The sequence below is a fragment of the Actinomycetospora sp. CA-053990 genome (genome assembly GCF_050948445.1).
In the GTDB taxonomy this organism is placed as follows: Bacteria; Actinomycetota; Actinomycetes; order Mycobacteriales; family Pseudonocardiaceae; genus Actinomycetospora; species Actinomycetospora callitridis.
In genome coordinates, this window is record NZ_CP192043.1 from 1,697,633 (window position 1) to 1,720,661 (window position 23,029).

Consider the following 23,029-nt stretch of genomic DNA (forward strand, 5'->3'; position numbering starts at 1 on the left):
CTGGATGAGCCGTGTCGGGGGTCACCCCTAGGGTCACGACCGTGTTCGACCACCTCGGTTTCCCCAGCGGCGACGTCGAGACCTCCGTCGCCTTCTACACCGCCGCCTTCGCCCCGCTCGGCATGGCGGTGGCCGTCCGGATCCCCACCGGCCCGCCCGGTGCGCCGGAGGTGGTCGGCCTGTCCACGGGCGGCGGCCACGCCGGCTTCTGGCTCGCCCCGGGCGGCGCCGTCGAGCAGGAGCTGCACGTCGCGTTCGCGGCCCCGGACCGCGCGGCGGTGGATGCGGTGCACGAGGCGGCCGTGGCGCACGGCGCCGAGGTGCTCCACGCGCCGCGGATCTTCCCCGAGTACCACCCGGGCTACTACGCCGTCTTCCTGCGCGACCCCGACGGCCACAACGTAGAGGCCGTCCACCGCAGCTTCTAGCCGGCTACTCCTCGCCGGCGATGGTGTCGGGCTCGACGCCCAGGTAGCCCGCCACCTGCTCGACGAGCACGTCGTGCAGCAGGTCGGCGAGGTCTTCGCCGTCGAGCGCGCGCGCCTCGAGCGGGCGGCGGTAGAGCACGATGCGGGCGCGGGTCACCGCGCCGCGGCGGTCCATGCCTGCGGGGACGAGGCGCGCGAGCGGCACCTCGCCGTCGCCGAGCACCGCGTCGTCCTCCACCGGCGAGCGCTCGGACCCCGACGGCACCTCGGGGACGTCGTCCACGGCCACGTCGAGATCCGCGAGCTCGGCGCTCCAGCGCTCCTCGATCGGCTCGAGGGCCTCGAGCACCAGGGCGTCGAACCGCTCGGCCCGTGTGCGGGCGGCGGGGGAGCCGGACGGGTAGAGCGGCATCCGCAGGCCGCGTCCCCGCCGGTCACGGCGCCGCCGACGCGCTCCGGGCGCCGGGGTGGGGCCCCGACGGCTCGCGCTCCTCGTCACGTGCCGGAGCCTACGCGGGCCTCACCCCCACGGGGCCGACGCGCCCCGCGCGCCTGCACGATCAACGCGGGCGACCGGGCTATCGTTCGGTCCGTGCGAGGAGTACGGAAGTGCTCACGGACCGGGTGTGGTCACGCGGCCGTGGCCACCCTGACCTATGTCTACTCGGACTCGACTGCCGTGGTCGGGCCGTTGGCGACGAGCGCCGAACCGCACTCCTACGACCTCTGCGAGCGACACGCCGTGCGTCTGACCGCCCCCCGCGGATGGGAGGTCGTCCGCTACGAGGGCGAGTTCCCGGCCGAGCCCTCCGCCGACGACCTCACCGCCCTCGCCGAGGCGGTGCGCGAGGCCGGGCGGGCCGACCGCCCGCTGGGGGAGAGCCGCGACGGACGCACGCGGATCACCGCGGGCCGCGGCGCGGCCGCCGCCTCGGGATCGGGCGCGGCCGTGTCCCCGGGGCCCCTGGGACCCCCGCCGCCATGCCGCCGGGCCTCGCGGCGGGCATGCCCGCCGGCTCTACCGGCCGTCGCGGCCACCTCCGGGTCCTGCCCGACCCCGCCGGTTCCTGAGGACCTCTCCTGCGCGTCGCGTATCGGCGCATCGTTCGACGGACGTGCCCGCCCGGCGGGCGCAGCCCCCCGGCCCCGGCCGATAGGCTCAGGGTGTGGCCACTGCAGCGGACACGACCCCGGACCGCGCCCAGGTGATCGACCAGGTCGTCAAGGCCTACGACATCCGCGGTCTCGTGGGCTCCCAGCTCGACGAGACCTTCGTCCGTGACGTGGGCTCGGCCTTCGCGCGCATCCTGCTCGACGAGCAGGCGAACGGCACCGGCTCGGGCCTCGGCCGCGGCGGGGCGGTCGTCGTCGCGCACGACATGCGCGAGTCCTCCCCGGGGCTGGCGGAGGCGTTCGCCGAGGGGGTCACGTCGCTCGGGGTCGACGTCGTCCACATCGGCCTGGCCAGCACCGACATGATGTATTACGCGTCCGGCGCGCTCGAGATGCCCGGCGCGATGTTCACCGCGAGCCACAACCCGGCGACCTACAACGGCATCAAGCTCTGCCGGGCCGGGGCGTCGCCCGTCGGGCAGGACACCGGGCTCGACGAGATCGCCGCGCTGCTCGACCGCGGCGCCGGCGCGGTGACCGGAGACGCCGACGCGCCCGGCACGGTCGGTCACCGCGACATGCTCGCCGACTACGCGGCCTTCCTGCGCTCGCTGGTCGACCTCTCCGGCATCCGCTCGATGTCGCTCGTCGTCGATGCCGGCAACGGCATGGCCGGGTACACCGTGCCCGCGGTGATGGACCCGCTGCCGCTCGAGATCGAGCCGCTGTACTTCGAGCTCGACGGCTCGTTCCCCAACCACGAGGCGAACCCGCTGGACCCGGACAACCTCGTCGACCTGCAGCGCAAGGTGGTCACCCTCGGCCGCGTCGACGCGGGGCTCGCCTTCGACGGCGACGCCGACCGCGTCTTCCTGGTCGACGAGAAGGGCGATGCGGTGAGCCCCAGCGCGATCACCGCGCTCGTGGCGACGCGGGAGCTCGCGAAGCACCCGGGCTCGACCGTCATCCACAACCTCATCACCTCGCGCGCGGTCCCCGAGATCATCAGCGAGGCCGGCGGCACGCCCGAACGCAGCCGCGTGGGCCACTCGTTCATCAAGGCGACGATGGCCGACACCGGCGCGGTCTTCGGCGGGGAGCACTCGGCGCACTACTACTTCCGCGATTTCTGGAACGCCGACTCGGGGATGCTCGCCGCCCTGCACGTGCTGGCCGCGCTGGGGGAGCAGGACGAACCGCTGTCCGAGCTGATGGCGCAGTACGACCGCTACGCCGCCTCCGGCGAGATCAATTCGAAGGTCGCCGACACCGCCGCCGTGATGGCGGAGGTGGAGCAGGACTTCGGGGCGCGCGACGGCGTCACCACCGACGACCTCGACGGTCTCACCGTCGTGCTGCCCGACCAGAGCTGGTTCAACCTGCGCCCCTCGAACACCGAGCCGCTCCTGCGGCTCAACGTCGAGGCCGCCGACGACGACGCCGTCGCCGCGCTGCGCGACGAGGTCCTCGCGCTCGTGCGCGGCTGACCCGGACTTCAGAGGAGACCCCGATGCCGCTCGGCCTGGACCCCGACCTGCTCGACATCCTGGCGTGCCCCGCGCCCGACCACGGCACGCTGCGCCCCGGGACGCCCGACGACCCCGAGGCCTCGGCCCTGACCTGCACGTCGTGCGACCGGCGCTACCCGGTCACCGACGGCATCCCTGTCCTGCTGTTGTCCGAGGCGACCGGGGGACCGGCCACCGCAGTGCAGGGGTGAGCGCGTGCTCGACGACGCCCTCCTCTCCGACGAGCCGCGCCTGCTCGCCGCCGACCACGACGGGGTGCTGCGCGCGGTGGCGACCGCGGGCGCACAGGCGCGCGCGACGTGGGCGGCCGCCCGCGACGTCGGGGTGCCCGACGAGCTCGCCGGCCTGCGCCCCCGCGCGCTGATCCTGCTGACCCGCCCGGGCACCACCGAGTCCGCGTGCCGCCTGCTCGCCGCGCTCCTGACGCCGACGGCCCCTCTCCCGGTGATCGTCACCGGGGTGGCGCCGCCGTGGCTGGGGCCGCTCGACGTCGTGGTGGCGACCCACCGCGGTCGCGAGGGCGACCCGGTCGAGGCGGACGTGGCCGAGTCCGTGCACCGTGCCGTGCGCCGCGGGGCCCACGTCGTGCTCGCCGGCCCGGGCGAGGGGCCCGCGGCCGCCGCGGGCGCGGGCCGGGCCCTCGCCGTCGTGCCCCGGATGACGGTCGGCGTGCCGGGGAGGACCTCGACGGCCTCGACACCGCGACGGTGCTGGCCACGGGCCTCGCCGTCGCCCGGTCCCTGGGTCTGCTCGACCTCGACCTCGACGTGCTCGCCGACCGGCTCGACGCCGAGGCGGAGCGCGACGGCCCGCGCGGCGAGGCGTTCGTCAACCCGGCGAAGAGCCTCGCGCTGCGCCTGGCCGAGCGCACGCCGCTGCTGTGGGGCGCCGACCCCGTCGCCGCCCTGCTCGCCGGGTACGGCGCGACGGTGCTGGCCACCCACGCCGGGGTCGTCGCCCAGGCCACCTCGGTGGCGGCCGCGACCACCCAGCCGGCCCTGCGGGCCCGGCTGCAGGAGACCTCCGGGGAGGCGTCGATCTTCGCCGACCCCTTCGACGACCCGTCGCCGGCGGCGCCGCCGCCGCGGCTGGTGCTCCTCGCCGCCCGCGAGAACCTCGCGGTGCGGCGGCTGGTCGCCGACGTCGGTGCCCGTCATCCGGGGGCCGACGTGCTGGAGATCGACGACGTCGACCTGGCCGGTGAGGGCCCCGTCGCGGACGCGATGCGCGCGGCCGTGCTGGCCACCCGGCTCGACTTCACCGCGGTGTACCTCGGCCTCGCGCTCGGCGCGCGGGTGCCGGGCGTCCACACCGGCTGAGTCGCGTCACGTCCCCCGTCCCGACCAGAGAGGCACGTCCGTGGAGACCCTCAGGGGCAGCGTGCGCACGTACGCGTGGGGTTCCCGCACGCACCTGGCCGAGCTGCTCGGCGAGGAGGTCCCCTCGCCCCATCCGCAGGCCGAGCTGTGGCTCGGCGCGCACCGCGACGAGCCGTCGCAGCTGACCGGCCGCGGGACGAACCTGGCCGACGCGCTGGCCGACGACCCCGCGGGCGGGCTGGGTCCGGGGCGTCGCGAGCGGTGGTCCGACCGGCTGCCCTACCTGCTCAAGGTGCTCGCCGCCGAGGAGCCGCTGAGCCTGCAGGCCCACCCTCGGCCGAGCAGGCGGCCGCCGGCTGGGCCCGCGAGGAGGCCGCCGGCGTGCCGCGCACGGCCGCCGAGCGCAACTACCCCGACCCGCTGCCCAAGCCCGAGCTGCTCTGCGCGCTCACCGAGTTCCACGCCCTCGCCGGGTTCCGGGAGGCTGCCACGACCGTGCGGCTGCTGCGGGCGCTCGACGTGCGCGCGCTCGAGCACCACTCCGGCCTGCTCGCCGCCCAGCCCGACGCCGACGGCCTGCGCGCGGTGTTCACCACATGGATCACGCTGCCCCAGCGGGCGGTCGACGAGCTGGTGCCCGCGCTGCTCGACGGCTGCGTCGCCCACGTCCGCGCCCGCGGCGAGTTCACCGGGGAGGCGCGGACCCTGCTCGACCTCGGCGAGCGCTACCCCGGCGACGCCGGGGTGCTCGCGGCGCTGCTGCTCAACCGGGTGACGCTCGCGCCGGGGGAGTGCCTCTACCAGCCGGCGGGCTCGCCGCACTCGTACCTGTCGGGCGCGGGCGTCGAGCTGATGGCCAACTCCGACAACGTCCTGCGCTGCGGGCTGACCCCCAAGCACGTCGACGTGCCCGAGCTGCTGCGGGTCCTCGACTTCGCGCCGGGCCTGCCGACGCTGCTGCGCGGCGAGGGCAAGGGCCCCGTCACCCGCTACGCGCCCTCGGAGTTCTTCACCCTCGCCCGGTGTGCCTTCGACGAGGGGCAGCTCGACGAGGGGCCCGCCGACCTCGGCCTGGAGGGCCCGCGGATCGTCGTCACCGTGCGCGGCACGGTCCGGCTGCGCACCGCGGCCGGGCGCTGCCACGAGGTGACCCAGGGGGCCGCGGCCTGGATCCCGGCGTGCGACGGCCCGGTGACGATCACCCCGGTCGACGGCCCGGCGCTGGCGTTCGCGGCGGCGGACGGGCTCGAGACCCCCGGGGGTTAGCCTTCACGGCGACCCCACACCCGCCCGGTCCATCCCCTGGAGGCACCCCGTGTCCGCATCCGGAGGCGGCAAGGCGATCGTCGCCGCGCTCGCGGCCAACGCCGGCATCGCCGTCGCCAAGTTCATCGGCTTCGCGATCACGGGCTCGTCCTCGATGCTCGCCGAGGGCGTGCACTCGGTGGCCGACACGAGCAACCAGGGGCTCCTGCTGCTCGGCCGCAAGCGCGCGCGGCGCGAGGCCGACCGGGAGCACCCCTTCGGCTACGGGCGCGACCGCTTCTTCTACTCGTTCATCGTGGCGCTGCTGATCTTCAGCCTCGGCTCGGTGTTCGCCCTCTACGAGGGCATCCACAAGCTCACGGCGGGCTCCGAGGACCTCACCAGCCCGTTCGTCGCCGTGGCCATCCTCGTGGTCGCGATCGCCCTGGAGACCTACAGCTTCCGCACCGCCATCAAGGAGTCGCGGGAGCTCAAGGGCGACCAGTCGTGGTGGGGCTTCATCCGCACCTCGGTCAACCCCGAGCTGCCCGTCGTCCTCCTCGAGGACTTCGGGGCCCTCGTCGGCCTGGCCCTGGCCCTCGCGGGCGTCGGGCTGTCCGTCCTGACCGGCAACGTCGTCTTCGACGCGCTCGGGACGATCTGTATCGGCGTCCTGCTGGGCGTCATCGCGGTCATCCTCATCATCGAGACGAAGAGCCTGCTCATCGGCGAGGGCGCGTCGCCGCCGCTGGTCCGCACGATCACCGATGCGCTGGTCGGCGGGCCCGTCGAGCGGGTGATCCACCTGCGCACCCAGTACCTCGGTCCCGAGGAGCTGCTAGTCGCCGCCAAGATCGCCGTGTCGTCGTCGCTGCCGACCGAGACGGTCGCCGAGGCGATCGACCACGCCGAGGCGCGCCTGCGCCACGCGGTGCCCGAGGCCCGGCTGGTCTACCTCGAGCCCGACCTCGATCGCTCCGACGGTTCCCCGGTCGGCGAGGCACTCGACCCGACGCCGGACCGCGCGGGCTGACCGGCCGAGCCGCTGCGTCCTGTCGGCGCAGCGAGGTGAACTCGCCGTCACGGATCTGGTCGTCTCCGTCGTCATTCCGGGGGTCGGCGGGCGTAGGGTGCCGCCGACCACGGACGGACCGGTCGGACCTTCAGGAGTGCCCATGACGTCGACCCAGCCGCAAGGCGGGCTCTTCCGGACCAAGTCGGTGGAACAGTCCATCGCCGACACCGACGAGCCGGGCAGCAAGCTCCGCCGCGAGCTCGGCGCCTTCGACCTCACCGTCTTCGGCGTCGCGGTGCTCATCGGCGCCGGCATCTTCACCATCACCGCGCGCGTCGCCGGGGACATCACCGGCCCGGCCATCGCGATCTCGTTCGTCATCGCCGCGATCGCCTGCGGGTTCGCGGGCCTCTGCTACGCCGAGTTCGCCTCGACGGTGCCGGTGGCCGGCAGTGCCTACACGTTCTCCTACGCCACGTTCGGCGAGTTCATCGCCTGGATCATCGGCTGGGACCTCATCCTCGAGTACGCCCTCGGCGCGGCCGTCGTGTCGAAGAGCTGGGCGCAGTACCTCGGCGAGCTGTTCGGCGGCAGCAGCACGTCCGCGTCCCTCGAGCTGGGCCCGGTGACGTTCGACTGGGGCGCCGTGCTGGTCATCGGCGCCCTCACGGTGGTCCTCGTGCTCGGCATCAAGCTCTCGAGCCGGGTCTCGACGATCATCACCTCGATCAAGGTGCTCGTCGTGCTCCTCGTCATCGTGGTCGGGCTCTTCTACGTGCAGGCCGCGAACTACACCCCGTTCATCCCGCCGCCCGGCGGCCCGCAGGAGAGCGGTGGCGGTGCCGACGCGTCGCTGCTGTCGCTGATCGCCGGCAGCGAGGGGTCGACCTTCGGCATCTACGGCCTGCTGGCCGGGGCGTCCCTGGTCTTCTTCGCCTTCATCGGCTTCGACGCGGTCTCCACCACCGCGGAGGAGACCAAGAACCCGCAGAAGGACCTGCCCCGCGGGATCCTCGGCTCGCTCGGTGTCGTCACCGTCCTCTACGTCGCCGTCTCGCTGGTGCTCGTGGGCATGGTCAACTACACCCAGCTGGCGACGCCGCCCGGCAGCGACGAGAGCGCCACGCTGGCGACGGCGTTCACGCTCGTCGGCGCGAACTGGGCGTCCACGATCATCTCCGTCGGTGCCCTGGCCGGCCTGACCACCGTGGTCATGGTGCTCATGCTCGGCCAGAGCCGGGTGTTCTACGCGATGAGCCGCGACGGGCTGCTCCCGCGCAACCTCGCCCAGACGGGCTCCCGGGGCACACCGGTGAAGATCACGATCATCATCGGTGGGCTCTGCGCCGTCCTGGCCGGCTTCTTCCCGATCGACGAGCTCGAGTCGATGGTCAACATCGGCACGCTGTTCGCGTTCATCCTGGTCTCGGTCGGCACGGTCTACCTGCGGCGCAACCGGGCCGACCTGCACCGGACCTTCACGGTCAAGGCCCTGCCGCTGGTGGCCACGCTCGCGGTGCTCAGCTGCCTCTGGCTGATGCTGAACCTGACCGTCGAGACCTGGATCCGGTTCATCGTCTGGATGGTGCTCGGCGTCGTGATCTACTTCGCCTACTCCCGCCGGAACTCCGTGCTCGGCAAGCGGGAGCGCGGCGAGGAGTCCTCGGTCACCAACCCGGGCGGCCCGGCCGGGCCGTCCTCGCGGCCCACCGAGCCCGGCTGACCGGGACGGCCCCGCCGGTGGTCGCCACGACCGGCGGGGCCGTCCTCGTCCGTCCGGCGGCGGTGGCCCCGGCACCCGGTGATGCGCTGCAATGGAGGGGCGCGGGAACGGGTCGGGCCGGCGCCCTCGGGGCCAGCCAGCCCCTTCCGTGTCGGCCGGGCCGGACCGCGCCGTCGGACGAGGAAGGTGACGACGTGGACGTCGGACACGAGCTCGACGAGCTGATCGACCTGATCGACCGCCTCCGGCGCGACGTCGACGAGGCCGGGGATGCCGTCGGACCCCGTCCCGACCCCGGCGTCGCCGGACCGGGCGCCGGGGCCGCCGAGAACCGCTCGATCGCGAGCGCGCGCGCCACGCTGGCCCGCGAGCAGGCGCACCGCGTCCGGGAAGGGCTCGCCGAGGTCCGCGAGCGGACGCGGACCCTGGCCGAGGTGAACCGCGTCGGGCAGGCCCGACGGGCCGTGCGGGACCGCGCGGCGGCGCCCGGGTCGAACGTGGCAGCGGACCCGGCGGCGCCCGCCGTCGCGGCCGCCCCCATGGACGCGTTGCGCGCGGCCGCCCGCAACCTGGGGAACGTCACCGACGCCCAGGGGCTGGCCGAGCGCATGGTCGCGGGTGCCCTGACGTCCGTTCCCGTGGCGGAGCGCGCCGCCCTCCACGCCGCGGCGCGCGCCGGCGCGACGTCCGTGCGCGCGGCGAGCGACCCCGTCGCCGAGGAGCTGGAGGCGGCGCAGACGGCTGCCGGGGAGGGGCCCCGGATCGAGGTCCTCGAGCGCGGCGGGCGCGTCCACGTGCCGGACACCGCCGTCGAGGCCCGCTGGCCGGGCGTCGTGGCGCGGGCCCGCGAGGCCGGGGTGGGGGCCGTGCTCGCCCTCGACGTCTCGTGCGCCGCCGTGCGCGGCGCCCTGGTGCTCTACGCCGCGCGGCCGGAGGCCTTCGGCTCCACGAGCCGGGCGACGGCGGCGCTCTTCGCCGACTACGTCGCGGTGGCGCTGGCCGCGCAGGCCCGCATCGACGCCATGACGAGCGCCCTGGCCCAGCGGGACGTCATCGGGCAGGCCAAGGGCATCCTCATGGCACGCGAGGGGCTCGACGCGGACGGGGCCTTCGCCCACCTCGCCCAGGCGTCGCAACAGCGCAACGTCAAGCTCGTCCAGGTCGCCCGCGAGCTGGTCGGGAACGCGCTCGGCGGCTGACGCTCAGGGCCCGCCCGGCCCGTCCGGCCCGTCCGGCCCGCCGGCCCCGCCGCGGTCCTCCGGGTCGTCGGACTCCCCGGACCCGAGGAGCCGGCGGCTCTGCTCGCGCTCCCGCACGGCGAAGTCACGCGCGTCCTGGGCGGCGCCCCGCAACCGGTCCGCGGCGTGCGGGCGCAGGCGCGCGGAGTCCTCGTAGGTGCGGGCCACCCGCTCCTCGGAGTCGGCGATGTCGCCCGCCAGACGCCCGATCCGCGTGGTGAGCTCGGAGGCGCGCCCGCGCACGCGGTCGAGGGTGTCGGCACTGTCGTCCGCACTCTCGTCCAGGGGCCCGGAGCGCTCCGCGGGGGTGTCCTTCTCGGCCATGGACTCCTCCTCGTGACCCCGGATCCGGGCGCGGGTCGTGACGCCGCCGCTACGATCCCACGACCGACCCGTGGACCGCCCGGCCTGCAGGTCGCCGCACCCCGCCGTCGGCGACGACGGGGTGCCGCAGCCGGGAGGTGGGCCGTGGCGGACGAGGGGCTGGTCGGGCTCCTGGTCGGGGTGGGGGCCTCGGCCGGCGGCCTCGAGGCGCTGCTCGCGCTGGTCGCCGGTCTCGACGAGGACCTGCCGGCCGCCCTGTTCGTGGTGCTCCACCAGGCGCCGACCGCCCCGACGGTGCTCCCGGGGCTCCTGGCGAGGCGGTGCCGGCTCCCGGTCGAGGGCGTGCGCGACGGCGCCCCGGTGCGGCCCGGCCGCGTGGTCGTGGCGCGGCCGGACCACCACCTGCTGGTCCGGGACGCGCACGTCGTCCTGGGGCGCGGACCCCGCGAGGACGGGCACCGCCCGGGCGTCGACTCCCTGTTCCGCTCGCTCGCCCAGGAGGCCGGGCCCCGGGCCGTCGGGGTCGTGCTGAGCGGGATGCTCGACGACGGGGCCGCGGGGATGCTGGAGATCGTCCGCCACGGCGGGAGCGCGGTCGTGCAGGAGCCCACGGAGGCGGGCCGCGACTCGATGCCCCGCGCGGCGCTCGCCCGGGTCCCGGGGGCGATCGTGACGCCCGCGCACGCCGTCGGCGCCGTCCTCCGCGAGCTCGTCGCGTCCGCCCCCTCCGCGGGCGCCGCGCCCGCCCATGACCTGCGTAGCCTGCTCGCCGGGGACGCCCGCCGCTGCGGGCCCGAGGAGAGCGGGAGCGGACGGCCGTGAGCGAGGACGACGACGCGGGCCTCGGTGCCCTGCTCGACTTCATCAAGGAGAGCCGCGGGTTCGACTTCACCGGCTACAAGCGGTCCAGCCTGCAGCGCCGCGTCGAACGGCGGATGCAGGAGGTCGGGGTGGCGACCTTCGGCGAATACCTGGACCGGCTGCAGGTCGACCAGGACGAGTTCACCCAGCTGTTCAACACCATCTTGATCAACGTCACCGGGTTCTTCCGGGATCCCGAGGCGTGGCGCGAGCTCCAGAACGAGATCCTGCCCAAGCTCCTGGCGCCGAAGACGCGGGGCGAACCCATCCGGGTCTGGTCGGCCGGCTGCGCCAGTGGCGAGGAGGCCTACGGGCTGGCGATCCTGCTCGCCGAGGCCGTCGGCCCGGAGGAGTTCCGCCGGCGCGTCAAGGTCTACGCCACCGACGTCGACGAGGACGCCCTGGCCACGGCGCGCCAGGCCACCTACACCGACAAGGAGCTGCAGGCCGTCCCCGAGGAGTGGCGCGAGCGCTACTTCGAGCGCCACGGGTCGCGCGCGACGTTCCGCGGGGACCTGCGCCACAGCCTCATCTTCGGGCGCAACGACCTGGTGCAGGACGCGCCGATCGGCCGGCTCGACCTGCTGGTCTGCCGCAACACGCTGATGTACCTCAACGCCGAGACGCAGGCGCAGGTCCTGCGCCGGTTCCACTTCGCCCTCGGGCCCACCGGGGCGCTCTTCCTCGGCAAGGCCGAGATGCTGCTCAGCCACAGCCGGCTGTTCCTGCCCGTCGACCTCAAGCGGCGGTTCTTCCGCAAGGCCGACCAGGCGGACCCCGCGAGCCGGTTCGCCCACGCCGACGGCCGGCGGGACGGTCCCGGCTCCGCGGGGGACGACCGCCTCGAGGACGAGACGCTGCTGGTCAGCCCGCTGGCCACCATCGTCGTCAACGCCGACGAGGTCGTCGAGAAGGCCAACCAGCGGGCCGAGGCCCAGCTCGGGGTGTCCACCCGCGAGATCGGCCGGCGGTTCACCGATCTCGACCTCTGCCAGCGCATCACCGGGTTGCGGGCGTCGTTCGAGGACGTCCGGCGTCACCGCACGTCGCTGTGGCAGCACGACGCCGAGTTCTCCCGCTCGGCCACCGAGACGCTGTACTTCGACATCCAGGTCGCCCCCCTCGAACCGGACGAGAGCGGCCGGGTCGCCGTGGCGATCTTCTTCTCCGACGTCACCCGCTACCGGCGGATGACCGGTGAGCTCCAGGCGGCGCACCGGCAGGTCGAGACCGCCTACGAGGAGCTCCAGTCGACGGTCGAGGAGCTGGAGACGACCAACGAGGAGCTCCAGTCGACGGTCGAGGAGCTGGAGACGACCAACGAGGAGCTCCAGTCGACGGTCGAGGAGCTGGAGACGACCAACGAGGAGCTCCAGTCCACGAACGACGAGCTGCAGTCGATGAACGACGAGCTCCGTCAGCGCGGAACGCAGCTCGACGAGGCGAACGACTTCCTCGAGTCGGTCATGGGCAGCCTGCGCACCGCCGTCGTCGTGGTCGACACCGAGCTGATCGTCCGGGCCTGGAACGGGCGCGCCGACGACCTCTGGGGCCTGCGGTCGGAGGAGACCGTGGGGCAGCACCTGCTCAACCTCGACATCGGCCTGCCCACCGAGCGCCTGCGCCCCCTGGTCCGCCAGGCCCTCGGCGGTGACGGCCCGCCGGAGCAGCCCCTGCGCGTCGAGGCGATCAACCGGCGCGGTCGTCACGTGCAGCTCTCGGTCTCCGCCTCGCCGCTGACCCTGCGCCACCGCGGGCCGACCGGGGCGATCGTCCTCATGGACCAGGTCGACGGGCACGGGAACGGACGGGCCGGGACGCCCGGTTCCGACACCGACGGCCGGGAGCCGCCGCCATGAGTGGCGAGCGCCCCGACGGGGACCGTCAGGAGGAGCTCGCCGAGGAGCGGGACGCCCGCGCGACGGACCGCGACGCCGCCGCCGACCGCCGGGAGGTCGCGGCGGACGCCCGCGAGCGCACCGCCGACGCGCGCGAGGGCACCGCCGACACCCGCGAGCGCGCGGCCGACGAGCGCGAGGGCCGGCTCGACGACCTGACCCGCGCCTTCCGCTTCGACACCCCGGGCTCCTGGAGCGCGCGGGCGAGGCCGTCGAGCGCACGGCCGAGACCACCGAGCGGTCCCGCGAGCGGGTCGAGCGCTCCCGGGCCGCGCTGGAGCGCTCGCGGGAGCTGGTCGACCGCGAGCAGCGCGAGATCGACGGCGAGGGCGCCGACTCCGAACGTCGGTTGCTGGACGACCCGGGGACGCCGGAGCCCTGAGGGCGTCCGGCTCCCCGGGTCGGGCCGCCTGTCAGGCCTTCGCCGGCGCCTGGTGGCCCGCGAACTTCTCCCGCAGCGTCTTCTTCGAGAACTTGCCGGTGGAGGTCTTGGGCACCTCGTCGATGAACACCACGTCGTCGGGCACCTGCCACTTGGCGACGCGCGACGCGATGTGCTCGAGCACGGCCTCACGGGTGAGCTCGACGCCCTGCTTCGGGACGACGCAGGCCAGCGGGCGCTCCGACCACTTCTCGTCCGGGATCGCGATGACCGCGGCCTCGGCGACGCCCTCGAGGGACATGATCTCGTTCTCGAGGTCGACCGACGAGATCCACTCGCCGCCGGACTTCACGAGGTCCTTGGTGCGGTCGACGAGCTTGACGTAGCCGTAGCGGTCGATCACCGCGACGTCCCCGGTCTTGAGCCAGCCGTCCTCGGTGTACTGCTTCCCGCCGTCCTCGTTGCGGTAGTAGGACGCCGCGATCCAGGGTCCGGCGGCCTGCAGCTCGCCGGAGGTCTCGCCGTCCCAGGGCAGCACCTCGCCGGAGTCCGGGTCGCAGATGCGCAGGTCGACCAACGGCGCGGGCGTGCCCGCCATCGCGCGCACGTCGGCGAGCTCGTCGTCGGACAGACCGTCGTGGACCGTCTTGAGGACGCCGGTGGTGGCGATCGGGCTGGTCTCGGTCATGCCCCAGGCCTGGGTGATCGGCAGGCCGATCTTCTTGCGCCACGCCTCGGACAGCGACTTCGGCACCGCGGACCCGCCGCAGAGCAGCAGCCGCAGGTCGGGAAGGTCGCCCTCGGAGAGCTCGGGCAGCACGCCCATCCAGATCGTCGGGACGCCCGCGGTGACCGTGACGTGGTGGTCGCGCAGGATGCCGGCGATGGCCTTGGGGGTCATGTTCGGGCCGGGCATGACCAGCGACGAGCCGGCGAACACCGCCGCGTAGGGCGTGCCCCAGGCGTTGGCGTGGAACATCGGCACGATCGGCAGCAGGACGTCGCGCTCGACGAGGCCGGCGACGTCGGCCATGAGCACGGCGATCGAGTGCAGCACCGTCGAGCGGTGCGAGTAGACGACACCCTTGGGGTTGCCGGTGGTGCCGGACGTGTAGCACATGGCCGCGGCCTGGTTCTCGTCCGCGATCTCGAAGCGGCCCTCGTGGGGCTCGACGGACTCGAGCAGGGCGTCGTAGTCGGAGATGCGCTCGTCGTCGGGGATGGCGACGTCGGCGCCGTCGTCGATGACGATGACCTTGCGCACGGTGGTCATCTCGTCGATGTGCGGCCAGAACTGCGGGAACAGCGACCGGTCGACGAAGACGACCTCGTCCTCGGCGTGGTTCGCGATGTAGATCAGCTGCTCGGTGAACAGACGGATGTTGAGGGTGTGCAGCACGCGCCCGCTGCACGGCACCGCGAAGTAGAGCTCGAGGTGGGCCGGGCTGTTCCAGCAGAAGGTGCCGACGCGGCCCTCGGGGGAGACACCGAGGGCGTCGATCGCGGCGGCGGCGCGGCGGACCCGGACGGCCCAGGACGCGTAGTCGCTGCGGTGCACCGTGCCGCCCGCACCCACGCCGGTGATCGGCTTGTGGCCGAAGATCTGCTCCGCGCGGTGGAAGACGTGGGGCAGGGCGAGGGGGTAGTCCTGCATCTGACCGAGCACTGGCGGGGCCTCCCTGAACGGTGTTACTGCGGTCACTCATCCTACGGCGATCGCGCCCGGGACCGCCCGGTCGTCGGGATCGGCCGACGGCTGATCACCATGCGTGCCGAAACGTGTGACCCGGGTGACCCGGCGGGCGGGAGGGACGCCGCGACCTGCGGGAACGCCGGTCACCGTACGGACGGTCGGCGCCGGACCGGACCGGCCCCGGCCCGTCGCGGTTGACCGGGTATGGGGCCTGTGCTGGACTTGGTGCACGGCATCGATCGCACACCTCGTGCGAACGGGAGCTGCCGAGTGGCGCTGCAACGGACGGTTCTTTCTGTCCGCCACGCTCGGTAGTGGTCCGTACCTTCGCAAGGGCGCCTGCGGATGGTGATGAAGCGTGTTCTGAGTCCTCGTGCCCCGGCGTGCCGTCCTCCCGCCCGCGCGACAGCGAGCGACGGCGACACACCGGACGTTCACGGACTCGGCACCGTTTCGCACGGTCCAACGATCACCGACCAGAGGGAGTCATGACGAACGCAGTAGGCACCGTCGACCAGAAGCACGACACGCGCAACGGCATCGATTTCGCCGTCGCCGATCTCGGCGAGGCCGACTTCGGGCGCCGCGAGATCCGCCTCGCCGAGCACGAGATGCCGGGCCTCATGGCCCTGCGCCGCGAGTACTCCGAGGCCAAGCCGCTGCACGGCGCCCGGATCTCCGGCTCGCTGCACATGACGGTGCAGACCGCCGTCCTGATCGAGACCCTCGTCGAGCTGGGCGCGGAGGTCCGCTGGGCCTCCTGCAACATCTTCTCCACGCAGGACCACGCCGCCGCCGCGGTCGTCGTCGGCCCGCACGGGACCGCCGAGAAGCCCCAGGGCATCTCCTGCTTCGCCTGGAAGGGCGAGTCGCTGGAGGAGTACTGGTGGTGCGCCGAGCAGATGCTCGCGTGGTCCGACGCCGACACCCGCGGCCCGAACATGATCCTGGACGACGGTGGCGACGCCACCATGCTCGTCCACAAGGGCGTCGAGTTCGAGAAGGCCGGCGTCGTGCCGACCACCGAGATGGACGACCCGGCCGAGTACCAGGTCGTGCTGGCGACGCTGCGCCGCAGCCTCGAGAACGACGGCCAGCACTGGACCAAGGTCGCGTCGGGCATCCGCGGCGTCACCGAGGAGACCACGACGGGCGTCCACCGCCTGTACGAGTTCTTCAACGAGGGCAAGCTGCTCTTCCCGGCGATCAACGTCAACGACTCGGTCACCAAGTCGAAGTTCGACAACAAGTACGGCTGCCGCCACTCGCTCATCGACGGCATCAACCGCGCCGTCGACGTGCTGATCTCCGGCAAGAAGGCCGTCATCTGCGGCTTCGGCGACGTCGGCAAGGGCTCCGCCGAGTCGCTGCGCGGCCAGGGCGCCCGCGTGACCGTCACCGAGTCCGACCCCATCTGCGCGCTCCAGGCGCTGATGGAGGGCTACGACGTCAACACCCTCGAGAACGTCATCGATGAGGCCGACATCGTCATCACGACGACCGGCAACAAGGACATCGTGACCCTCGAGCACATGAAGCGGATGAAGCACCAGTCGATCCTGGGCAACATCGGCCACTTCGACAACGAGATCCAGGTGGAGAAGCTCGAGAAGTCGGGCGCCAACCGGATCAACATCAAGCCGCAGGTCGACGAGTGGAAGTTCGAGGACGGCCACTCGATCATCCTGCTGTCCGAGGGGCGGCTGCTGAACCTCGGCAACGCCACCGGGCACCCGAGCTTCGTCATGTCGAACTCGTTCGCCAACCAGACGATCGCGCAGATCGAGATCTGGACCAAGCCGGACGAGTACCCGATCGGCGTCTACCGCCTGCCGAAGCACCTGGACGAGAAGGTCGCGAAGGTCCACGTCGAGGCGCTCGGCGCGGAGCTGACCAAGCTCACCAAGGAGCAGGCCGAGTACATCGGCGTCGACGTCGAGGGCCCGTACAAGCCGGATCACTACCGCTACTGAGGCGGCTACGTTCCGCAGCGAACGCGCTGTTCGCTGCTTCTAGGCGCACGAACTCCCCGTTGATCACTCGTTGACCTCGGGGCCGAAGGGCACCTTCGCTCGCTCTAGTCGAGTGGAGGTGCCCTTCGGTCGTTCCGGGCCGCGGACGGCCCGCCCGGGGAGATCAGGAGCGCAGGGAGCACCTCGGAGGGCCTGGCCGGGTGGTCGTCGCACTCCTGATCTCCGCCGCCGCCCGGATCCGCGACCTGACCACCGGCCGATCCCGCGGACGCGCCCACCGTCTGCCCCGCCGCGCGAGGAGGCCCCTTCTCTCGGAGCCCACGGGGTCGCCGCCTAAGGTTCCGTCGTGGGCGTGGTGGTGGCCGTGGAGGGCCTGGACGGGGCGGGCAAGGCGACGCTGGTCGCCGCGCTCGCCGATGCCGCCCGCGCCCGCGGCGCGACGGTCGGGGCGTTCGCGTTCCCCGCTACGACGCCGACGTGCACGCCGCGATCGCGGGCGAGGCGCTGCACGGCGGGCACGGCGACCTGCGCGGCTCGATCCACGCGATGGCCGTGCTCTTCGCCCTCGACCGGGCCGGCGCCGCGGTCCCGCTGCGCGCCGCGCGGGAGGAGCACGACCTCGTGCTCGTCGACCGCTACGTCGCCTCCAACGCCGCGTACGGCGCCGCCCGGTGCGGCGAGGACGCCGACGGGCCGTTCGTGGGCTGGGTGCACGCCCTCGAGATCGGCCGTCTCGGGGTGCCGGCCCCGGACGCGCACGTCCTCGTGCGCGTCCCCGGAGAGCTCGCCGCGCAGCGCGTCCGCGACCGCGCCGCGGCCGACCCGACACGCACCCCGGACGGCTACGAGGCGGACGCGGCGCTGCAGGCGCGGTGCGCCGCGGTGTACGACCAGCTCGTCGAACGCTCCTGGTTGGCGCCCTGGGAGGTGGTCGGCACCGATCGAGACCGCGTGGCGCTCACCCGAACGGCGGAGTCATGGGTGGCCGACTGGCTGGGAAACGGCTCGTCGGGCGACATCGGCCCCGGATCGTCGGTGAGAAGTGACACCATTGAGACATGACCTCTCGGATCCTCGTGGTGGACGACGACGCCTCGCTGGCGGAGATGTTGACGATCGTCCTGCAGGGCGAGGGATTCGAGACGACGGTGGTGGGCGACGGACCGGCGGCGCTGCCGGCGCTGCGGGAGAGCGCGCCGGATCTCGTGCTGCTGGATCTCATGCTCCCGGGGATGAACGGCATCGACGTGTGCCGGGCGATCCGCGCCGAGTCCGGGGTGCCGGTGGTGATGCTGACGGCGAAGACCGACACGGTGGACGTCGTCCTGGGCCTGGAGTCCGGCGCCGACGACTACGTGGTCAAGCCGTTCAAGCCCAAGGAGCTCGTGGCGCGGATTCGCGCGCGCCTGCGGGAGTTCCCGGCCGAGCCCGCCGAGCAGATGCAGATCGGGGACGTCACCATCGACGTCCCGGCCCACCAGGTGCGCCGCAACGGGCGCACGATCCCGCTGACGCCGCTGGAGTTCGACCTGCTGGTGGCCCTGGCGCGCAAGCCGCGCCAGGTGTTCACCCGCGAGGTGCTGCTCGAGCAGGTCTGGGGCTACCGGCACGCCGCCGACACGCGGCTGGTCAACGTCCACGTGCAGCGCCTGCGCTCCAAGGTCGAGATCGACCCGGAGCACCCCGAGGTCGTGCTGACGGTGCGCGGCGTCGGGTACAAGGCCGGGCCGCCCTGAGTCCGGGCCGCCGGGGGACACCGTGCTGACGGGCCTGCGTCTTCGTCTCGAGCGCTTCGCCGCCGAGCGGGTGGGTCAGGTCCGGGTGCTCTGGCGGCGCTCGATGCAGCTGCGCGTCGTGCTGTCGACGCTGGCCATGTCCGTCGTCGTCGTGGCCGTGCTCGGCCTCGTGCTGCAGACCCAGATCGCCGACCGGCTCGTGCAGGGCAAGGAGCAGGCCGCCCTGATCCAGGCGGACATCTCCCGCCAGGCCCTCGAGCGCGACCTCGCGCGCATCGACCCCGACCGCGACGGCGCCCAGGCCGTGCTCGACGACGTCCTCGACCGGCTCTCCACCAGCGGCCAGGGTGCCGACCAGGACGGCCTGGCCCGGGGCAGCGACCCGACGAGCGACGCCGGCGCGTTCGACGCCGTGCTCATCGCCGGCTCCGACACCGTGGGCGCCCTGCCGACGGTGCCGGGCGGCGCCACGGTGGAGGTCAGCGCCGGGCCCGCCGAGGTCATCCCGCCGCAGCTGCGGGCCCCGGTGCTGCAGGGCTTCCTCGCCACCAAGTACCTGACGGTCGCCTCATCGGACCAGGCCGCGCCCGTGCCCACCCTCGTCGTCGGCCAGCCGGTGCGCACCGCCGGCCGCAACCTGCAGCTCTACCTGCTCTTCCCGCTCTCGGCCGAGCAGCGCACGCTCGCGCTGGTCCAGAGCACGCTCGCGCTCGCCGCCGGGGTCCTGCTCGTGCTGCTCGCGGGCATCTCGTCGGTGGTCACCCGCCAGGTCGTGCGCCCGGTGCGCCAGGCGGCCGACGTCGCCGAACGGTTCGCCGACGGCCACCTCGACGAACGCATGCCGGTGCACGGCGACGACGAGGTGGCCCGGCTCGCGGAGTCGTACAACGAGATGGCGGCGAGCATCCAGTCGCAGATCCGCCAGCTCGAGGAGTTCGGGGCGCTGCAGCGCCGGTTCACCTCCGACGTCAGCCACGAGCTGCGCACGCCGCTGACCACGGTGCGCATGGCCGCCGAGGTCCTGCACGCCCAGGTCGACCCCACCGAGGTGACGTCGGCGCGCTCGGCGCAGCTGCTGGTCGACGAGCTCGACCGCTTCGAGACGCTGCTCGCCGACCTCCTGGAGATCAGCCGCCTCGACGCCGGCATGGCCGAGCTGGGCCTCGAGGAGGTCGACGTCGGCGCGATCGTGCGGCGCTCGGCCGAGACGGTGCGGCACCTCGTCGAGGCCACCGGCACCCCGCTGCTGCTCGACCTGGGTGACCAGGTCCTCGCCGAGGTCGACCCGCGCCGCGTCGAGCGCATCCTGCGCAACCTGCTGGCCAACGCCATCGACCACGGCGAGGGCCGGCCCATCGAGGTGCGCCTGGCCGCCGACGAGGGCGCGTTCGCGGTCGTGGTGCGCGACCACGGCGTCGGGCTGAAGCCGGGCGAGGCCGGGCTCGTGTTCAACCGCTTCTGGCGTGCCGACCCGTCCCGCCAGCGGCGCAGCGGCGGCACCGGGCTCGGGCTGGCGATCAGCCTGGAGGACGCCCGCCTGCACGGCGGCTGGCTGCAGGCCTGGGGCGAGGTCGACCAGGGTGCCGTCTTCCGGCTCACGCTCCCGCTGCGCCACGGCGAGCGCCTGCGCACGAGCCCGCTGCCCCTGCTGCCCGTCGCGGCCGCCCCGGCCGCCGCCGAGCCCGGCATCCACGACGCCGCGCCCACCACGGGCACCGCGCTGCCCCCGCCCGAGGCCGACACGGGCGACGGGGACACCACGAACGGCGGGGCCGACTTCCCCGAACCGAGCCTCCCCGAGGCCACCTTCCCCGAGCCGACCCTGCCCGATCCCGCACCGCCCTCGGGGCCGGGCTCGTCCTCGGTGATCCGGTGACGCGGGTGCACCGGGTGGTGCTGCTCCTCCTCGCGGTGCTGCTCGCGGCCGGCTGCGCGTCGGTGCCCGGCTCGTCCGAGGTCACCGTGCTGCGGCAGGTCGGCGACGCCGCCGAGCCGACCGCGCCGCCCGGCCCCGCGCGCGACGCCGGGCCGCTGGAGACCGTCCGGGGCTGGGTCCTCGCCTCCGGCGCCACCGCCGAGCGTCACCGTGCCGCGCGGGGGTTCCTCACCTCGGCGACGGCCGGGACCTGGGACGACGGGGCCAGCCCCGTGGTCGTCTCCGACCAGGTGGACACCGTGTTCGTCGACCGCCCCGTGCCCGTGGGCGAGGCACGGGTCCGCGTCCGGGCGACCGCGCTCGGGGTGCTCACGCCCGACGGGGTCTTCGACGCGGGCGTGCGCCCCGTGGAGGTCGAGGTCGGGCTGACCGAGCAGAACGGCCAATGGCGGATCTCCTCGCTGCCGACGGGCACGATCGTGCGGCGCTCGGACCTGCGCGCCAACACCCGCCCGGTGCGCACGTGGTTCCTCGACCCGCAGCGCGCGAGCCCCGTCTCCGACCCCCGCTACCTGGCCACCACCCCGGCGCGCTCGGTGCCGACGCGCACCCTGCAGTACCTGCTCGCCGGCCCCTCGGAGTCGCTCGCCGGCGCCGCGGTGAGCGCCCTGCCCGTCGGCACCGTGCTCCGCTCCGACGTCACGATCACCCCCGAGGGCACCGCGGTCGTCGACCTCACCCGCACCGGCCCCCTCGACGAGCGCCGTCGTCGCGAGGTCGCGCAGCAGGTGACGCTGACGCTGGCCGGCATCGGGGTGCCACGGGTCGAGCTGCTGGTCGACGGCGAACCCCTGCTGCCCGGCGTCCCCGAGGTCGACATCGCCGCCGCGCTCGCCGGCCTGCCGCCCGAGGTCGCCCGGCGTCCCGACCTGCCCGTCGACCCCGTCGTCGGCGGCCCGGGCGAGTCCGACGTCCCCGTGCTCGTCGCCGACGACGGCCGTCTGCGCCTGCTCTCGGGGGAGCCCGCGGGTGGCCCGGCCGGGCGCGGCACCTATCGGGCGGCCTCAGCGTCGGCGAGTGCCGACGGCGACGTCGCGCTCGTGGCGCAGGACGGGGCGTCCGCCGACCCGGCGGCCCCCGGATGCGCCTGCTCACGGGCGCCGGCGGGTCGGAGCTCGCCGCGAGCAGGATCGAGGCCCGGTCGCTGGCCCGGCCGTCGTGGACCCCGGACTCGAGCGAGGTGTGGTCGGTCGCCGACGGCGCCACCGTCGTGCGGGCGACGCGGGCCGGGCCGCCCGGGGCCGTGCGCCCGCTGCCCGTCGACGCCTCCGGGCTGGTCGCGGCGGGGGTGACCGCGGCGCCGGGGGCGCTCGGGCCGCTGTCGGCCCTGCGCATCTCGCCGGACGGTGCGCGGATCGCGCTCGTCTCGGGGGGACGGGTGCTGGTGGCGGCGATCGCCCGCGACGGCGCGGGCAACGCCCGGCTGGGGTCGATCGCGGCCCTGCGGCCCGAGTCGCTGGACCAGGTCCTCGACGTCGGCTGGACCCGCACCGACCAGATCGTCGCCGTCGGCAACCGGGCCGACCGGCCGGTCACGCTGGTCTCGGTGGACGGCCTGGACCTCGAGTCCCTCTCGACCACCAACATCACGCCGCCGGTGACCGCGGTGGCGGCGCGGCCGGGGCGGCCGCTGGTCGTGGCCGACCAGGGCGGCACCTGGACCCTGCCCCTGGGCGGCGAGAGCGGGTCGGGCACCGACGTCTGGCAGGCCGTGCCGGGCTTCGGCGCCTCCACCGTGCCGGCCTATCCGGGCTGACGCAGCACTGACTGCATCCCCATCGCCCGGTTGCGTCCCCAGGGCAGGACACGACGCTGGCCGTCGGGGCACCAGCGGCGCGAGCCTGGCGGGGTGCCCCAGGCCGTAGGGACAGCGCAGCACGCGCTGCTCGCCCTCGCCGACCTGCTGCTGCCCGCCCCCTGCCCCGGCTGCGGGGCCGACGGCGAGCGCTGGTGCGCCGCGTGCCGGGACCGGTGGCGACGCCCGGCGCTGCTCGACCTGCCCGGCCTGCCCCCGGTGATCGCGCTCGCGCCCTACGGCGGCAGCGCGCGCGAGGCCCTGCTGGCCTACAAGGAGCGGGGTCGCCGCGAGCTCGCCCGGCCGCTCGCGGAGCACGTCGCCGGCGGCCTGCGCGCGCACGACGTCCCGCCCGCCGCGCTCGTGCCCGCCCCGTCGCGTCCGGCCGCGGCGCGGGCCCGCGGCGGCGACCACGTGCTGCGCCTCGCCCGGGCGGTGGTCCGGGGCGCGGCACGCAGCGAGCCCGGGGTGCCCTGCGTCGCCCGGGCGCTCGCGCTGGGCCGGAGGGCCGTCGACGCGGTGGGCCTCGACGCCGCCGCCCGCGCCGAGAACCTCGCCCGTCACCTGCGCCTGCGTCCGCGGGGCCTGCCGCCGCCGGGGTGCGCGGTGGTGCTGCTCGACGACGTCCTCACCACCGGGGCCACCGCCCGGGCGGCGACACGCCTGCTCGCCGCGGCGGGCCGGCCGGTGGACGCGATCGTGGTGCTCACCGTGGCCGACCCCCGCGCCCCGCGCTCACTCGTCCGGGTGGGTACCGACCGACCGCCCGTCTCACCCGGCCGGTGTCCGTGACCAGGCGTGAACCGTCCGGTCGAGTGCCC

At 74.3% G+C, this 23,029-nt stretch carries 18 protein-coding genes, 3 pseudogenes and 1 riboswitch; of the genes and pseudogenes, 18 read left to right on the forward strand and 3 right to left on the reverse strand.

Annotated features, from left to right (window positions below; translation table 11 throughout):
• Positions 1-41 precede the first annotated feature (41 nt).
• Positions 42-428 carry a VOC family protein gene (locus tag ACQPYN_RS08745; protein WP_433035948.1) on the forward strand — a complete coding sequence of 129 codons (387 nt, stop codon included), beginning with the start codon at positions 42-44 and terminating at the stop codon, positions 426-428.
• A 4-nt stretch (positions 429-432) separates the two neighbouring features.
• Here ACQPYN_RS08745 and ACQPYN_RS08750 read toward each other — a convergent pair whose 3' ends face one another.
• A complete protein-coding gene (locus tag ACQPYN_RS08750) occupies positions 433-840 on the reverse strand; it encodes a metallopeptidase family protein (RefSeq protein WP_274193662.1) in 408 nt (135 codons plus the stop codon).
• Positions 841-1,020: 180 nt separating this feature from the next.
• Between ACQPYN_RS08750 and ACQPYN_RS08755 the strand changes: the two are divergent.
• The 8 genes and pseudogenes from ACQPYN_RS08755 to ACQPYN_RS08790 all read left to right on the forward strand — a co-directional run.
• A pseudogene (locus ACQPYN_RS08755) lies at positions 1,021-1,344 on the forward strand (DUF3499 domain-containing protein); the annotation flags it as partial.
• A gap of 250 nt (positions 1,345-1,594) precedes the next feature.
• Positions 1,595-3,028, forward strand: coding sequence for a phosphomannomutase/phosphoglucomutase (locus ACQPYN_RS08760; protein WP_433035951.1), 1,434 nt, complete (start codon positions 1,595-1,597; stop codon positions 3,026-3,028).
• Positions 3,029-3,051: 23 nt separating this feature from the next.
• Positions 3,052-3,261 (forward strand): Trm112 family protein, encoded by a 210-nt coding sequence (locus tag ACQPYN_RS08765; protein ID WP_433035954.1) that lies wholly within the window; start codon positions 3,052-3,054, stop codon positions 3,259-3,261.
• 516 nt (positions 3,262-3,777) lie between these two features.
• Positions 3,778-4,389 (forward strand): SIS domain-containing protein, encoded by a 612-nt coding sequence (locus ACQPYN_RS08770; protein WP_433035957.1) that lies wholly within the window; start codon positions 3,778-3,780, stop codon positions 4,387-4,389.
• A gap of 40 nt (positions 4,390-4,429) precedes the next feature.
• Positions 4,430-5,655 (forward strand): annotated as a pseudogene (gene manA, locus ACQPYN_RS08775) (mannose-6-phosphate isomerase, class I).
• A gap of 49 nt (positions 5,656-5,704) precedes the next feature.
• Positions 5,705-6,667, forward strand: coding sequence for a cation diffusion facilitator family transporter (locus tag ACQPYN_RS08780; protein ID WP_433035960.1), 963 nt, complete (start codon positions 5,705-5,707; stop codon positions 6,665-6,667).
• A gap of 142 nt (positions 6,668-6,809) precedes the next feature.
• Positions 6,810-8,372, forward strand: a complete 1,563-nt coding sequence (locus tag ACQPYN_RS08785) for an amino acid permease (RefSeq protein ID WP_433035963.1) — start codon at positions 6,810-6,812, stop codon at positions 8,370-8,372.
• Between the two features lie 194 nt (positions 8,373-8,566).
• On the forward strand, positions 8,567-9,571 hold the full coding sequence (locus ACQPYN_RS08790; protein WP_433035966.1) for an ANTAR domain-containing response regulator: 1,005 nt from the start codon (positions 8,567-8,569) through the stop codon (positions 9,569-9,571).
• A gap of 3 nt (positions 9,572-9,574) precedes the next feature.
• Here ACQPYN_RS08790 and ACQPYN_RS08795 read toward each other — a convergent pair whose 3' ends face one another.
• Positions 9,575-9,934, reverse strand: coding sequence for a hypothetical protein (locus tag ACQPYN_RS08795; RefSeq protein WP_433035969.1), 360 nt, complete (start codon positions 9,932-9,934; stop codon positions 9,575-9,577).
• Positions 9,935-10,078: 144 nt separating this feature from the next.
• Here ACQPYN_RS08795 and ACQPYN_RS08800 point away from each other — a divergent pair, with 144 nt between their 5' ends.
• The gene (locus ACQPYN_RS08800; protein WP_433035972.1) at positions 10,079-10,756 is read left to right on the forward strand and encodes a chemotaxis protein CheB; all 678 of its coding nucleotides are present in this window, start codon (positions 10,079-10,081) and stop codon (positions 10,754-10,756) included.
• Positions 10,753-12,654: a CheR family methyltransferase gene (locus ACQPYN_RS08805; protein WP_433035975.1), complete on the forward strand. Its 1,902-nt coding sequence runs from the start codon at positions 10,753-10,755 to the stop codon at positions 12,652-12,654. Before ACQPYN_RS08800 ends, ACQPYN_RS08805 begins: the two co-directional genes overlap by 4 nt.
• Before the next feature lie 452 nt (positions 12,655-13,106).
• Here ACQPYN_RS08805 and ACQPYN_RS08810 read toward each other — a convergent pair whose 3' ends face one another.
• Complete coding sequence (locus ACQPYN_RS08810) at positions 13,107-14,741, reverse strand: long-chain fatty acid--CoA ligase (RefSeq protein WP_433035978.1); 1,635 nt, start codon at positions 14,739-14,741, stop codon at positions 13,107-13,109.
• 289 nt (positions 14,742-15,030) lie between these two features.
• Positions 15,031-15,116, forward strand: a riboswitch (S-adenosyl-L-homocysteine riboswitch).
• A 140-nt stretch (positions 15,117-15,256) separates the two neighbouring features.
• On the opposite strand from ACQPYN_RS08810, the gene ahcY reads away from it, so the two are divergent.
• The 7 genes and pseudogenes from ahcY to ACQPYN_RS08845 all read left to right on the forward strand — a co-directional run bounded on the left by ahcY (position 15,257) and on the right by ACQPYN_RS08845 (position 23,000).
• A complete protein-coding gene (gene ahcY, locus ACQPYN_RS08815; RefSeq protein WP_433035981.1) occupies positions 15,257-16,741 on the forward strand; it encodes an adenosylhomocysteinase in 1,485 nt (494 codons plus the stop codon).
• A gap of 477 nt (positions 16,742-17,218) precedes the next feature.
• Entirely contained in the window at positions 17,219-17,803 is a 585-nt protein-coding gene (locus ACQPYN_RS08820) for a dTMP kinase (protein ID WP_433035984.1), read from the forward strand.
• A complete protein-coding gene (gene mtrA, locus ACQPYN_RS08825; protein WP_433035987.1) occupies positions 17,800-18,477 on the forward strand; it encodes an MtrAB system response regulator MtrA in 678 nt (225 codons plus the stop codon). The genes ACQPYN_RS08820 and mtrA overlap by 4 nt, the downstream gene beginning before the upstream one ends.
• 22 nt (positions 18,478-18,499) lie before the next feature.
• Complete coding sequence (gene mtrB, locus ACQPYN_RS08830) at positions 18,500-20,353, forward strand: MtrAB system histidine kinase MtrB (protein WP_433035990.1); 1,854 nt, start codon at positions 18,500-18,502, stop codon at positions 20,351-20,353.
• A gap of 515 nt (positions 20,354-20,868) precedes the next feature.
• Positions 20,869-21,195: pseudogene (locus ACQPYN_RS08835) on the forward strand (GerMN domain-containing protein); the annotation flags it as partial.
• A 299-nt stretch (positions 21,196-21,494) separates the two neighbouring features.
• Positions 21,495-22,169, forward strand: a complete 675-nt coding sequence (locus tag ACQPYN_RS08840; RefSeq protein ID WP_433035993.1) for an LpqB family beta-propeller domain-containing protein — start codon at positions 21,495-21,497, stop codon at positions 22,167-22,169.
• Between the two features lie 93 nt (positions 22,170-22,262).
• Positions 22,263-23,000 (forward strand): ComF family protein, encoded by a 738-nt coding sequence (locus ACQPYN_RS08845; protein ID WP_433035996.1) that lies wholly within the window; start codon positions 22,263-22,265, stop codon positions 22,998-23,000.
• Positions 23,001-23,029: the final 29 nt, after the last annotated feature.

Bases quoted from the DNA above. Each gene is read 5' to 3' on its own strand.
- ahcY (WP_433035981.1), top strand. From the start codon at position 15,257: ATGACGAACGCAGTAGGCACCGTCGACCAGAAGCACGACACGCGCAAC.
- ACQPYN_RS08785 (WP_433035963.1), top strand. From the start codon at position 6,810: ATGACGTCGACCCAGCCGCAAGGCGGGCTCTTCCGGACCAAGTCGGTG.
- ACQPYN_RS08840 (WP_433035993.1), top strand. From the start codon at position 21,495: ATGCGCCTGCTCACGGGCGCCGGCGGGTCGGAGCTCGCCGCGAGCAGG.
- ACQPYN_RS08795 (WP_433035969.1), bottom strand. From the start codon at position 9,934: ATGGCCGAGAAGGACACCCCCGCGGAGCGCTCCGGGCCCCTGGACGAG.
- mtrA (WP_433035987.1), top strand. From the start codon at position 17,800: ATGACCTCTCGGATCCTCGTGGTGGACGACGACGCCTCGCTGGCGGAG.
- ACQPYN_RS08750 (WP_274193662.1), bottom strand. From the start codon at position 840: ATGCCGCTCTACCCGTCCGGCTCCCCCGCCGCCCGCACACGGGCCGAG.
- ACQPYN_RS08765 (WP_433035954.1), top strand. From the start codon at position 3,052: ATGCCGCTCGGCCTGGACCCCGACCTGCTCGACATCCTGGCGTGCCCC.